This window comes from Sandaracinobacteroides hominis, assembly GCF_016464365.1.
GTDB classification, from domain to species: domain Bacteria; phylum Pseudomonadota; class Alphaproteobacteria; order Sphingomonadales; family Sphingomonadaceae; genus Sandaracinobacteroides; species Sandaracinobacteroides hominis.
This window is the reverse complement of record NZ_JADCUC010000011.1, coordinates 1-13,036: the sequence shown is the minus strand read 5'-3', so window position 1 is coordinate 13,036 and position 13,036 is coordinate 1. Positions and strand designations below refer to the sequence as shown.

Below are 13,036 nucleotides of genomic sequence, written 5' to 3'. Positions count from 1 at the left end.
AAGAATTGATCAAATAGACATCTTATTCGTTCACTAATTCCGGGGACAGTAATTCCGGGGACAGTATACTAATTGTCAAAGCGGTGGCTGCTCGCGCTGCCAAAATGCGATGGTCCATACACCGCCCAATTCCAGACAAAAGAGGATTGCCAGGGAAATCATTTCCTTGGCCGGGGTGAAGGGGCGGAGCCCCTTCGATCGCCCCGCTAAGCCCGCACAACCTCCGGCAACACCGCCGCATAGCGCTTCACATCGTCAATCTTCCCGCACGAAACCCGGCTCCAATTCGTCCATTGCGGGCCATAGGCGCCGCGGATCAGGATGTTCTTCGCCTCCATGCCCTTTCGCACGGTCTCGGCGTCGGCGACCTTCACGAAGACGAAATTGCCGGCTGACGGCAGCGTTTCCAGCCCCGCCTTCTTTGCTGCCGCTTCGATCATCCCGCGCGCTTCGAAGATCCGCTCGCGCGAACTGCGGATGAAATCCTCGTCGGTATAGCTGGCGATGGCCGCCGCAATGCCCGCCGTGTTGCCGCCGAAGCTCATGCCCCAGGGTTCCATTCTGGCGATCAGGTCGGGGCGGCCCATCGCATAGCCGACGCGCATGCCGGCGAGGCCATAGACCTTGGAGAAGGTGCGGGCGACGATCAGGTTGTCGCCGGCGCGGACGCGATCCACCAGCGTGTTGGCGGTGGGATCGTCGGTCAGTTCGTTATAGGCCTCGTCCAGAAGCAGCGTGGCCTTTGGCATCACCTGCGCGGCAAATGCGCGGACGGCGGCGGGGCTCAGCAGGCGGCCTGTGGGGTTGTTCGGGTTGCACAGGTGGATCAGCTTCGTGTCGGGGCCGACTGCCTTTGCCATTGCCGCGAGATCGACTTCGAGGCCGGGGGTCATCGCAACCCGCTTGACGGCGATGCCCTTCTCCTCTGCCCATTTCACCGGCGCATCGAAGGTAAGGTCTGCCGCCAGCACATGTCCGCCCGCGCCCGTGCTTGCGGCGCCCAGCGCAATCACCGCGCAGTTCAGCACCTCGGCAGAGCCGGCGCCGATCATGATATGCTCCGGCGTCAGGCCGTTTCGCTCGGCGATCATCGCTTTCAGCTTCGCCTCGCCGCCGTGGGCGTAATAGCAGCCGCTGGAGGCTGCCTCTGCGATCGCCTTCAATGCGGCAGGGCCGGGGCCATAGGGGTTTTCGTTGCGCGCCAGCAGCGCCGTGCCGGGTTTCGGTGCGAAGGGCAGCACCGGCGGCGGCGTGATGGAGGCGCGGGCTGTGGCCGGCAGCAGCAGCGCCGCCCCGCCTGCCCCGGCAGCGGCGAACAGATTGCGGCGCGAAACATCAAGACCCATGGCGTTTTCCTTTTCGGCGCAAGCAAGCGCCGACATGCTCAACGCCTTCGAACCCCCATGCTCGTTTCAGCTCTGCGGCTGGTGCAACAGAGGCTAAAATCGCCGCGGGAAATCGTCAACCGGGCGATTCAGGCAAGCGAGGACATGAACCGCGAAATCGAGGCCGCCAGTTTCGGCCGGACCGCATCGTGGAACAGCCAGTGGCCAACGCTCGGCCACTCCTCATAGTCGACCTGTGCGCCCGCCTTGCCCAGCAGCCGCGCCGTCTTGCGCGAGGTATCGGGCGGAACGATGCGGTCGTCGCGGCCGGTGATCACCAGCGTCGGCTGCTTCAGCCGGCCATAGTCCACCCGGCTGCCCTTTTCGCTGTCGGCCCAGGGGGCGGCCATCTGCGCCAGCACCCGGCCGCTGTCCCACGTCAGTTCGGCAAGCGCGGGGCGGATTTCCGCCTCGGGCACATGGTTAAAGACGCCCGCGCGCGCGGCCTCCTCGCCCAGCAGCGTCGGCTCGTTCCACCAGCCCCAGCGGTTGGTGACGCTCCACACCGTCTTCAGTGCCGCGCCCGACAGCGCGGAGGCCTGCGCCGAAGGCGCGGTGGACAGCAGGATCAGCCCGCGCGGCTGCACCTTTTCCGCTGCCCGCTGCACCAGCAGCCCGCCCATCGAATGGCCCAGCAGCACGCAGGGCTCTCCCAGCTCGGTCACCGCCCGTTCGATGGCGGCGACATAGTCGGCGATCTTCGCCTTCGCCAGCGCCGGGGGCGGCTCTGCCCCGGGGGCGATGTCGTGAAACGGCAGGGTGATGGCGGCACTCAGGATGCCGCTCGCCTCCAGCTCCATGCGCAGCGTGGCAAAGGTGGAGGGGCGGCTCCACATGCCATGGATCATCAGGATCGGTGGCATCACGCTGTGCCCTTCACTTCACCACCCCGGCGGCGGCCAACGCCGCCAGCGTCACCAGCTCGGTTGCGCCCGCCGTCATCGGCGCGATCTGCACCGAACGCTGCATGTTCATCAGCACCGGGCCGATCACCCGTCCACCGCCCAGCTCCTTCAGCAGCTTGGCGGCGATGTTGGCCGATTGCAGGCCGGGCATGACAAGGACATTTGCGGGGCCGGTCAGCCGGTTGAACGGATAATTGGCCGACATCTCGCGGTTCAGCGCCACATCGACCGACATTTCCCCTTCATACTCAAAGCCGGGCCTTGCTTCATCCAGGATTCGCACCGCTTCGTGCAGCGCGCCCAGATAGCTGCCCGGCGGGTTGCCGAAGTTGGAATAGGAAAGGAAGGCGACCCGCGGTTCCATCCCCAGCCGCCGTGCTGCGGCTGCGGTCTTTATCGCGGTATCCGCCAGCGTCGCGCCAGAGGGCCGCTCGTTCACCGTCGTATCGGCAATCAGGAAGGTGCCGGCGCGGCCGGCGAAGATGTGGAAGCCGAACGGGCTCACCCCCTCCACCGGATCGATCACCAGCCGCACCTGGTTCATCACCTGGTTGAAGTGGCGCGTCACGCCCGAAACCATGGCGTCCGCCTCGCCCATCTCCACCAGCAGCGCGGCAAAGACGTTGCGTTCGTTGTTCACCATCCGTTGCACGTCGCGGCGCAGATAGCCCTGCCGCTGCAGCCGACTGTAGAGACGATCCACCATTTCCGGCACCAGCGGCGAGTTGGCGCTGTTGTGCACCGGATAGTTTTCCGGATCGGTGACACCGATGCGCTGGAAGCCTTCGCGGATGGGGTCCTCGCGCCCCACCAGAAGCGGCACGCCATAGCCAGACGTGCGGAAGGAAACCGCGGCGCGCAGCACCACTTCCTGTTCGCCCTCGGCAAAGACCACGCGCCGGGCCTTTTCCCGCGCCTGCTCGAACATCGCAGCCAGCGCCGACGAGGAGGGGTTCAGGCGGGCGCGCAGCTCGCCCTTATAGGCCTCCATGTCGAAGATCGGCTTCTTCGCGACCCCCGAATCCATCGCCGCCTGCGCGACGGCCGCCGGCACCCGCTCGATCAGGCGCGGATCGAAGGGTGCAGGGATGATATAGTCCGGCCCGAACACCTGGTTGACGCCATAGGCAGCCGCCACTTCATCGGGCACCGATTCCCGCGCCAGCTCGGCGATGGCCTGCGCGGCGGCCACCTTCATTTCCTCGTTGATCTTGGTGGCGCGCACATCCAGCGCGCCGCGGAAGATGAAGGGGAAGCCGATGACGTTGTTGACCTGATTGGGATAATCCGAACGTCCGGTGGCGATGATCGCGTCGGGCCGCGCCGCCTTGGCGATTTCCGGGCGGATTTCAGGCTCGGGGTTGGCCATCGCGAAGATGATCGGCTGCGGCGCCATCGCCAGCACATCCTCTGCCGACAGCGCCTTCGCGGCGGACAGCCCCAGGAACACGTCGGCGCCGACCAGCGCCTCTTTCAGCGTGCGCGCCTTGGTGGTGGAGGCATGCGCCGATTTCCACTGGTCCAGGCCCTTTTCGCGGCCCTGCCAGATCACCCCCTCGCGGTCGCACATGATGACATGGTCGTGCGGCACGCCCATCGCCTTGATCAGCTCGGTGCAGGCGATGGCGGCGGCCCCCGCACCGTTCACCACCACCTTCACGTCGCGCAGCGCACGCCCCGTCACCAGGCAGGCGTTGATGAGGCCGGCGGCGGTGATGATGGCGGTGCCGTGCTGGTCGTCATGGAAGACGGGGATGTTCATCCGCTCGCGCAGGGTCTGCTCGATGATGAAGCATTCCGGGGCCTTGATATCCTCCAGATTGATGCCGCCAAAGGTCGGCTCCATCAGCTCCACGGCGTCGATGAAGCGGTTCACATCCTCGGTCTTCAGCTCGATATCGATGGAATCGACATCGGCGAAGCGCTTGAACAGCACTGCCTTGCCTTCCATCACCGGCTTCGACGCCAGCGCCCCCAGATTCCCCATGCCCAGGATGGCGGTGCCGTTGGAAATGACGGCAACCAGATTGCCCTTCACCGTATAATCATAGGCACAGGCCGGATCGTCGGCGATCGCCTGCACCGGCACGGCAACGCCGGGCGAATAGGCAAGGCTCAGGTCGCGCTGGGTCGCCATCGGCTTGGAGGCGATGATCTCGATCTTCCCCGGACGCCGTGCGGAATGGAAGAGCAGAGCCTCCCGATCGGAAAATTGTGGCCGCTCTCCGTCAGTCTCGCTCACCGGCATCCCTCGCTCTTGAACCGCGTCCCTCTCCGGGTGATAGGCGGGGATGATGACGTCGGCAATTGCCAGTTCGGGTGCAACACCCATGATGCAGCAGTATATGGGTCTCAAGGCCGAAGTGCCTGCCGCCCTGCTGCTGTTTCGCATGGGCGATTTCTACGAACTGTTTCTGGAGGATGCGGCGGTTGCTGCGGCAGCGCTGGACATCGCGCTGACACACCGCGGAGAGCATCTGGGCAAGCCGCTGCCGATGTGCGGCGTGCCGATCCATGCGCACGAAGCCTATGTGGCGCGGCTGGTGAAGGCCGGGCACGCGGTCGCCATCGCTGAGCAGACCGAAGATCCGGCGGCAGCGAAGAAGCGCGGTTCAAAGTCCATCGTCTCGCGCGCCATCGTGCGGGTGATCACGCCGGGCACACTTACAGAGGAGCGGCTGCTGGAAGGGCGGCGGGCGAACTGGCTGCTCAGCCTGTTTCCCGGCACCACGGAAGCCGGGCTGGCCTGGGCCGATATTTCCACCGGCGACCTGTTTCTCGCCAGTGTGCCGGCAGCGCTGCTGGCGGATGAAGTGGCGCGGATAGCGCCCGCCGAAACGCTGAAACCCGAAGGCGAGGGCGGCAACATTCCCCGCGCCCGCTTCGACAGCGCGGTGGCAGCACGGCGGCTGGCCGAACGCTTCGGTGTGGAAACGCTCGACGGCTTCGGGCAATTTCCCCGCGCGGCACTGGCGGCAGCCGGCGGGCTGCTGGCGCATCTGGAGGCGACGGCGCGCGGCGCAACCGTGCTGCTGAAACCGCCGCGCCTGCACCTTTCCGAAGGGGTGATGGCGATCGACGCCTCCACCCGGCGCAGCCTGGAGCTGGTGGAGGGGCCGACCAGCCTGCTCTCAGCCATCGACCTCAGCGTCACGGGCGCCGGCGCCCGCCTGCTGGCGGCGGAACTTGCTGCGCCTTTGTGCGACCTTGCTGCAATCGAGGGGCGGCTGGATCTGGTGCAGTGGTTCGCCGCCGATACAGACCTGCGCGCCAGCGCAAGGGCGCTGCTGAAGCGGACTCCGGACCTCGCCCGCGCGCTGGGGCGGATTGCGGTGGGGCGCGGCTCCCCGCGCGATCTGGCGTCGCTGCGCGACGGCATGGCGGCGGCGGCCGACCTTGGCGCCATGCTCGATGCAGCTGCCGGCGGTGGCGCGCCTGCCGCGCTCGATCCGCTGCGTTCCGGGCTGGAGGCGCCCGCCATGCTGCAGCAATTGCTGCAGGCCGCGCTGGTGGAAAGCCCGCCGCTGAATGCCGGCGACGGCGGCGTGATCGCGCCGGGCTTCGATGCCGCGCTCGACGAATTGCGGCTGCTGGCAAACGACACCCGCACCGCGCTCGCCGAGCTGGAAGGACGGCTGAAGGCAACGACCGGGGTGTCCGCGCTGAAGGTGAAGCACAACAATGTGCTCGGCTATCATCTGGAAGTGCCGATGCGCGCCGCCGATCCGCTGCTGGCAAACCCGGCCTTCGTGCACCGGCAGACGCTCGGCACGGCGATGCGCTTCGACACCGAGGAACTGCGCAGCCTCGCCACCCGCATCGTGCAGGCGCAGGCGCACGGGCTGGTGGCAGAAGCGGCGCATCTGGAGGCGATGCGCGAAGCGGCGCTGGCGGAGGCCCGCAGCATCGGCCGCATCGCCGACGCACTCGCGACGCTGGACCGTTCCGCAGCGCTCGCGGAACTCGCCGCCCGGCACGGCTGGACCCGCCCCAGGCTCACCACAGGTGGCGATTTCCACATCGTCGCCGGGCGCCATCCGGTGGTGGAGGCCGCGCTCGCGGCCAAGGGCGAGGCCTTCGTCCCCAACGACTGCGCGCTGGAAGGCGACGCCCGCGTCTGGCTGGTGACCGGCCCCAACATGGGCGGCAAGTCCACCTTCCTCCGCCAGAACGCGCTGATCGCGGTGCTGGCGCAGGCCGGCAGCTTCGTTCCCGCAGCCGAGGCAACGGTCGGCCTCGTCGACCGGCTCTACAGCCGCGTCGGCGCCTCCGACAGCCTGGCAGAGGGGCGCTCCACCTTCATGGTCGAGATGGTCGAAACGGCGGCCATCCTGAACGGCGCAACGGCGCGATCGCTGCTGCTGCTGGATGAAGTCGGGCGCGGCACCGCCACCTGGGACGGTCTCGCACTGGCCTGGGCGATCCTCGAATCGATCCACGACAAGCTCGGCGCGCGCTGCCTGTTCGCCAGCCACTATCACGAGCTGGCAGCCCTGAAGGCCCGGCTGGACGCCCTCGCACTGCGCACGATGAAGGCCCGGCAGTGGAAGGGCGACCTGCTGTTCCTGCACGAGGTGGGAGAGGGGGCGGCCCCCGGCAGCTTCGGCCTCGACGTGGCGCGGCTGGCCGGCGTCCCCGCCGATGTGCTGGCGCGCGCAGGTGAAATCCTCGCCCGGCTTGAAACCGGCGACGCCGGCAAGGGCGCCCGCGATGCGCTCTCGGAACTTCCGCTGTTTGCCGCCGTTCCGGTTGCTCCACCCGCCGCCGACAGGCTCCGCGCCCGTCTGTCCGAAATCCTGCCTGACAGCCTCACCCCGCGCGCCGCGCTGGACCTGCTTTACGAACTGAAGGCAATCGCCGAAGATTAGGAACGCATGCGCCTGTTTTTCTCCGCCCTGTTGCTGGCTATCGCCGGCCCGCTCGCCGCTCAGGAGGCCGTCTCGCCACCCGAGGCGCCGCCGGCAGCCGCGCCCATCGCCGCGCCCGCACCCATCGCGCCGCTGGTCTGGACCGACACCGCAGCCCGCGAAACGCTGGCCGAAGTACAGGCCTCTGCGAAGGAGGGTCTGAACCCGGCAAACTACGCGCCGGCCGCTCTGGAGGCCGCGCTGCAATCCGGAGACGAGGCCGCCATTGCCGCCGCCGCAGAGGCAAGCTGGATGGCGCTGGCAAAGGATTACGCCGCCGGCCACACCCCGGTTGCGTCCCGCCTCGGCTGGAAATCGCCGCCGCCGCGCTCCGATCCCGAGTTTCTGCGGGCTAAACTTGCGGAAGCGCTGGCGGCCGGCGATGTCGGCGCAACGTTGCGCGGATTGCTGCCCACCGACTATCGCTATCGGGCGCTGCGCACGGCGCTTCCCAACACGACAGACAAGGCGATGCGCGCCAGGATCCGCGCCAATATGGACCGCTGGCGCTGGATGCCGCGCCAGCTGGGCGAGCGGCACCTGTTTGCCAACATCCCGGGCTTCACGGTGGACCTCGTCGATGCCGGAATTCCGGTGGCCCGGCACAAGATCATCGTCGGCGCGAAGAAAACGCCAACGCCGCAATTCTCGGCCGTCGCGACCGCCATCACCATAAACCCGCCGTGGATGCTGCCGAAGAGCATTGTCGATGAATCGGTCGGCGCCCTTATCCGCCGCAGCCCGTCGGCGGCGCGGGCGCGCGGCTATCGCTGGGTTTCGACCGCCGACGGATATCAGGTCACGCAGCTGCCCGGCCACCGCAATTCCCTGGGCACGCTGAAGATCGAGATGCCCAACGAATGGGCGATCTTCTTCCACGACACACCTGCGAAACAGCTGTTCAACAGCCAGAATCTGGCGCTCTCCCACGGGTGCATGCGCACGCAGGGGATATTGGGGCTGGCGCTGCGGCTGCTGGAAGACCAGCCGGAATGGACCGCCGCACGGATCGATGCCGTGGCCGCCACCAACGAAACGACGCAGGTTCCGCTGACGGTGCAGATCCCGGTCCACATCGCCTATCTGACGCTCGTCCCGGCGAAGGGCGGAACGCTGACCGAGTATCCGGACGTATATGGACGCGACGCGGCGGTAATCGCGGCTCTCTAAGGCGTGTGGGGATTTGGGATTCCCATTGTGTCGCAGATGTGATTCACGCTTTGGATGGACCGCTTTGTACTGACTGACGCCCAGTGGGCGAAGATGGAGCCGCACTGTCTGGGCAAGGCGAGCGACCCTGGACGGAGTGGGCGGAACAATCGGCTGTTCCTGGAGGCGGTGCTGTGGATTGTCCGAACGGGCAGTCCGTGGCGCGATCTTCCGGCCGTGTTCGGAAATTGGAGCACGGCGTTTCGGCGGTTCCGCGATTGGCGAGAAGCCGATGTCTTCAAGCGGATTTTCGATGCCTTGTCGGAGGAACCCGACATGGAATACGCCATGGTCGATGCCACCATTGTCAAGGTTCACCGGCACGGCCAAGGCGCAAAAGGGGGACTCAGAGCCAGGCCATTGGCCGTTCCAAAGGCGGCATGACGACCAAGATTCTGGCGCTGACCGACGCCTTGGGCAACCTCGTGCGTTTCCGCCTGCTGCCGGGCCATCGCTTCGACACCGTCGGCGTCGCCCCGCTGATCGAGGGCGTCGAATTCGGCGCCTTGCTTGCCGACAAGGCGTTCGACAGCAACGACATCATCGCCGAACTCAACGAGCGTGGCGCGAAGATCGTCATCTCGCAGCACCCGCGCCGCGCCATTCCCATCCCGCTCGATGCCGAGATGTACAAATGGCGTCACCTCATCGAAAACTTCTTCTGTAAACTCAAAGAGTTCAAGCGCATCGCCATGCGCGCATGCAAAACCGACCGCAGCTTCGAAGCTATCATCTACCTCGCCGCGGCCGTCATCAATTCACGATGAATCCCCACAGGCCTTAGTTGGCCGGCCTCCGGCCGGTTCCGCGCATTGCGCGGGCGCGCAGTCGCGCTTGCGGGCTTCGCCCGGGGGGCTAAACGCTCAGGCCAAACCGTCCAGCATACAACAGCCGCCCCGGCCCCAGCCGTGTCAGCACTTCGTCCAGGCTGCCATTGGTTTCATCGAAGGCAAAGCAGCCCTCGGAGCGGCCGATCTTGCCATGCTGCGCGGCTATCGCGTCGGAGACATACCAGGCGCCGTGGATGACGATGGCCCGGGCCAGCGCGTTGCTGTTGCCCGGCTCCAGCCCTTCCAGCCGCTGCGATCGGCCGTGCTTGCCGACATAATAGTCTTCCGTGCGATAGGTGCCGGCGGAAGACGCGTTGGAGCCCTCGTCGTTGGAGAAGCGCTCGACATAGCCGGAATGATCGGGATCGGAGCCGCGTCCGTGCGAGACCAAATGCGTCGTCGTCCGGCCGCTGGCCAGATCGACCAGGAAGAAGCGCGGCGCCCGCGAAGGCGCGGTAAAATCCGCCACGCCCACGACATCGCGATGGGAAATGGCGTTGCCTGCCCTGAACAACCCCTCGCGTGCGACATCGGCCGGCGACCGAGACGACGCCAGCGCCGGTGCGGCGGCAAGCGTTGCGGCGCCGGCGATCAGGCTGCGGCGGCTGAGGGCAAGGGCGGATAGGGTGCGACCAGTCATTGGGCCTGCAGGATAGGAACGGCTTTCATTTATCCACAGCCCCCCAGCGGCAGGGCGTGGGCCAATTTCGGTGAACCGAGCCCAGGCCATGGAACTTTTGGCAGGCGGCAGCGGAGTTGCCAGTCTCTAGGCTGCGCCGCGCAACAGCAGGTCAGGAAAAAGACTCATGAAAGCCATTGTCGCCGATACGCTGGAAAGCCTTGAAAGTTATCGGATGACGGATGTGCCCGCGCCGGAGCCGGGGCCGGACGGCGTGCTGATCCGCGTTGCCGCCTGTGGGGTGGGCTATGTCGATTCGCTTGTCGCGCTGGGCCGCTATCAGGTGAAGCCGCCGCTGCCGCATGTACCGGGGCAGGAGGTTTCCGGTGTGGTGGAGGCGGCAGGCGCCAATGTGCAGGGGCTGGCACCGGGCGACCGGGTGATGGCGATGGGGGCGCGCGGCTTCGCCGAACTGGCGGTGGCGCCTGCGGCGCTGACGGTGCGCATTCCGGCGTCCATGGGCTTCGAAGCAGCCGCGAGCCTGCCACTTAACTACCTGACCGTCTGGCACGGCCTGAAAGACCGTGGGGCGCTGCAAGCCGGAGAGACGGTGCTGGTGTTCGGCGCAGCAGGCGGCGTCGGCTCGGCGGCGGTGCAGCTGGCAAAGGCGCTGGGGGCGCAGGTGATCGCTGCCGCGTCCACCGAGGAAAAGCGCGCCTTCGCACGGGAACAGGGCGCCGACGCAGCGATCGACACCAACCCGGAAGGCTGGCGCGACCGGCTGAAGGCGCTGACCGGCGGCAAGGGCCCGAACGTCATTTTCGACCCCGTCTGCGGCCCGCTGTTCGAACCGGCGTTCCGCTCGCTGGCCTGGCGCGGCCGGCATCTGGTGGTGGGCTTCGTCGGCGGCCCCATCCCGGCACTGCCCGCCAACCTAACGCTGATGAAGGGCTCAGCCCTGCTGGGAGTGGATGTGCGGCAGTATATCCTGTTCGAAGGCGCCCGCGTGCCCGCCGACCTGAAAGCGCTGGCCGACCTGGCGGAAAACGGAAAGATCAATCCGCCGCTGGGCAAGGTCTACGCATTCGAGGATTTCGGCCCGGCCCTGCTAGACGCCATCTCCGGCAAAGGTCGCGGCAAGGTAGTTCTGAAAGTGACCTGAAACGGCGCGAAGCGCCGCAAGCGCGACCGCGCGCCGCGCCCAATGGCGCGAACTGCGGGCGAAGTCCGCCAACAAGAAGGAAAATGGTGCCCAGGGACGGGCTACTTTTTCCTGAGATTTAATCGTTATAATTCAATTCTTAATCGAGTTCGTTGCGGACATTTGTGTAGCACCGATCGGTTGCTCACTCAAACAGTTTGTGCGACGTACCGCTTCATGCTCTCTGCAATCCTTATAGCAGACGACTCTAGAAGACCTCGTGGCAGGTTCAGCTATGACTATGCGAGCAGGGCGCGCGAGTGTGTTCTAAGGCAGGCGTTTGCGGAGAAGTTGATGAAAAGGGAATGCTGGACCGAGGCGGATGTTCTGGCACTATCCTTGGAGGAGTCGGATGCTTTCGATAGGAAAAGCGGCCGTAGCTTGGACAAGGGGGGTGACCTTCACTTTCTTTCGAAAATTCTGTCGGCGATGGCGAACTCTGGAGGCGGCCACATAATTCTAGGGGCTGAGGACGACGGAGAACTAACCGGCCTTCCTGAGCGCTGGGGAAGGCAATTGACCAAGGATTGGCTCGAAAACAAAATTCCTGACCTTCTAAGCTATCCTCTGTCCAATTTCCGAGTCCATACCGTAGCGCGAGCGGTCGATAGCAAAATACCCTTGGATAGAGTTGTCTGCGTCATTGACGTCGGTGACAGTCAAGCCGCGCCACACCAAGCGCGTGATGGCATCTACTACCATCGAGTTGGCGGGCAATCGCAGCCGGCGCGCCACTTTTACCTTGAGCTGCTTCGGAACAGATTGACAGGCCCTATGCTCTCGGTCGTCGGCCACCTATGCGATATCGAGCGGGTGGAGATGCGCGGTGATGCGGCGGTGATATCGCTGAGGCTCCATATCAAGATTTCTAACGAGGGTCGCGCGCCCGCTTATCATTGGAGAACACTTCTGTATGCCAACCTTGGGGGCGACACCGCAATTGAGCGTAGCGTTCAAACATTAGTTCCGTCGGGAATTGAAATTGGCGACCGCACTATATTGCCGGGGGATGCGCGCCTAAGTCAGATAATCATTGGTTTGACGCTAGAAGGCGTTAAGGGCAGGCCTATACAAGTTCTTCACGATTTCAATAATATGGTAGCCCCGCTTTCGCTGAAGGTTCGCATGGCAACAGAGGTTGGCATTACAGAAGATTTTGAACTGCCCTACGGAAGCATGCTTGCGCGGGATGATTTTGTAGACCGCGTGTCAGAGGTAATGCGGTGACAAAACAAAGCAGGGCGTCGGGGAGGCGCGGGGAAAGCGACGGCGCAGTGTTTTCAGGCACGCTCTAGCCGAGCCAGCAGGTTGCGGACGGAGCTAGCATGCCAGCGCCCGCCCCTCGGGGTCTGGATTGACCGGGCGCTCAGTTCCGTTGCCAGGCGCTCCAGCGATGTGAAGCCGTCGGCGCGAAGTTCTGCGATGATGGGGGCCAGCTCGGCGGCATAGACGTCGGCGGCTGTCTTGATGCTCTCCACGCCCTTGCGGTAACCGCTCCCTGCCTTCCGCAGCACTTCCGCACCCCTTGGGTTGCCCAGCCGCACCCCTCGGGCCTTGGCGGCCGCCAACGCTTCCTTCGTCCGCTTGGCGATGGCCTTGCGCTCCTCCTGCGCGATGACGGCGAGAAGGCCGACCGTCATTTCGTTCACGTCGGGGTTGTCGGCGGCGATGAAGCGCTGGCGGCTGCTCTGGAGCCTCAGCAGGAACTCCGCATCGCGGGAAAGCCTGTCTAGGCGGGATCGACATTCAGGATTTCCAAACGGGTTGATCGCTGATTCATAGGGCTCCGTGTTGAACGCGGAGCGGACGATGGGGATCAAGCGGTACGAGTTGAACGATGCGCAGTGGGCGAGGATCGCGCTGCTGCTGCCGGGCAAGGCGGGGGATCCTGGACGGACGGGGTCGGATAACCGATTGTTTGTGAACGGATGTTTGTGGGTTCTGAGATCTGGAGCGCATTGGTGCGACCTGCCTGAGCGC

General features: G+C 65.4%; 11 protein-coding genes. 6 read left to right on the top strand and 5 right to left on the bottom strand.

Annotation, left to right across the window (positions count from 1 at the left end; all coding sequences use genetic code 11):
* Positions 1-206: 206 nt before the first annotated feature.
* The 3 genes from IM784_RS16130 to IM784_RS16120 form a co-directional block, all read right to left on the bottom strand.
* Complete coding sequence (locus IM784_RS16130; RefSeq protein ID WP_235977439.1) at positions 207-1,382, bottom strand: pyridoxal phosphate-dependent aminotransferase; 1,176 nt, start codon at positions 1,380-1,382, stop codon at positions 207-209.
* 92 nt (positions 1,383-1,474) lie between these two features.
* Positions 1,475-2,248, bottom strand: a complete 774-nt coding sequence (locus IM784_RS16125; protein WP_235977442.1) for an alpha/beta hydrolase — start codon at positions 2,246-2,248, stop codon at positions 1,475-1,477.
* Positions 2,249-2,261: 13 nt separating this feature from the next.
* Positions 2,262-4,538, bottom strand: coding sequence for an NADP-dependent malic enzyme (locus IM784_RS16120; RefSeq protein WP_199556403.1), 2,277 nt, complete (start codon positions 4,536-4,538; stop codon positions 2,262-2,264).
* Positions 4,539-4,620: 82 nt separating this feature from the next.
* On the opposite strand from IM784_RS16120, the gene mutS reads away from it, so the two are divergent.
* From mutS to IM784_RS16105, 3 genes are all read left to right on the top strand, one after another.
* Complete coding sequence (mutS, locus tag IM784_RS16115) at positions 4,621-7,158, top strand: DNA mismatch repair protein MutS (protein ID WP_199556374.1); 2,538 nt, start codon at positions 4,621-4,623, stop codon at positions 7,156-7,158.
* 6 nt (positions 7,159-7,164) lie between these two features.
* The gene (locus IM784_RS16110; protein WP_199556373.1) at positions 7,165-8,367 is read left to right on the top strand and encodes a L,D-transpeptidase family protein; all 1,203 of its coding nucleotides are present in this window, start codon (positions 7,165-7,167) and stop codon (positions 8,365-8,367) included.
* Positions 8,368-8,421: 54 nt separating this feature from the next.
* Positions 8,422-9,173 (top strand): IS5 family transposase gene (locus IM784_RS16105; RefSeq protein WP_199556372.1). Its coding sequence is split into 2 segments (ribosomal slippage): positions 8,422-8,752 and positions 8,752-9,173, totalling 753 coding nucleotides; the frame shifts between segments, so codons are not numbered across the junction.
* A gap of 88 nt (positions 9,174-9,261) precedes the next feature.
* On the opposite strand, the gene IM784_RS16100 is transcribed toward IM784_RS16105, so the two are convergent.
* Positions 9,262-9,876 carry a murein L,D-transpeptidase catalytic domain family protein gene (locus IM784_RS16100; RefSeq protein WP_199556371.1) on the bottom strand — a complete coding sequence of 205 codons (615 nt, stop codon included), beginning with the start codon at positions 9,874-9,876 and terminating at the stop codon, positions 9,262-9,264.
* Between the two features lie 166 nt (positions 9,877-10,042).
* Between IM784_RS16100 and IM784_RS16095 the strand changes: the two genes are divergently transcribed.
* Together IM784_RS16095 and IM784_RS16090 are read left to right on the top strand one after the other, a co-directional pair.
* Positions 10,043-11,017, top strand: coding sequence for an NADPH:quinone oxidoreductase family protein (locus IM784_RS16095; protein WP_199556370.1), 975 nt, complete (start codon positions 10,043-10,045; stop codon positions 11,015-11,017).
* 333 nt (positions 11,018-11,350) lie between these two features.
* Positions 11,351-12,283 carry an AlbA family DNA-binding domain-containing protein gene (locus tag IM784_RS16090; protein WP_199556369.1) on the top strand — a complete coding sequence of 311 codons (933 nt, stop codon included), beginning with the start codon at positions 11,351-11,353 and terminating at the stop codon, positions 12,281-12,283.
* Between the two features lie 53 nt (positions 12,284-12,336).
* On the opposite strand, the gene IM784_RS16085 is transcribed toward IM784_RS16090, so the two are convergent.
* A complete protein-coding gene (locus IM784_RS16085) occupies positions 12,337-12,933 on the bottom strand; it encodes a recombinase family protein (RefSeq protein ID WP_199556368.1) in 597 nt (198 codons plus the stop codon).
* On the opposite strand from IM784_RS16085, the gene IM784_RS16080 reads away from it, so the two are divergent.
* The coding region (locus IM784_RS16080; RefSeq protein ID WP_199556229.1) for a transposase at positions 12,872-13,036 on the top strand (165 nt) is incomplete at its 3' end. The genes IM784_RS16085 and IM784_RS16080 overlap by 62 nt on opposite strands.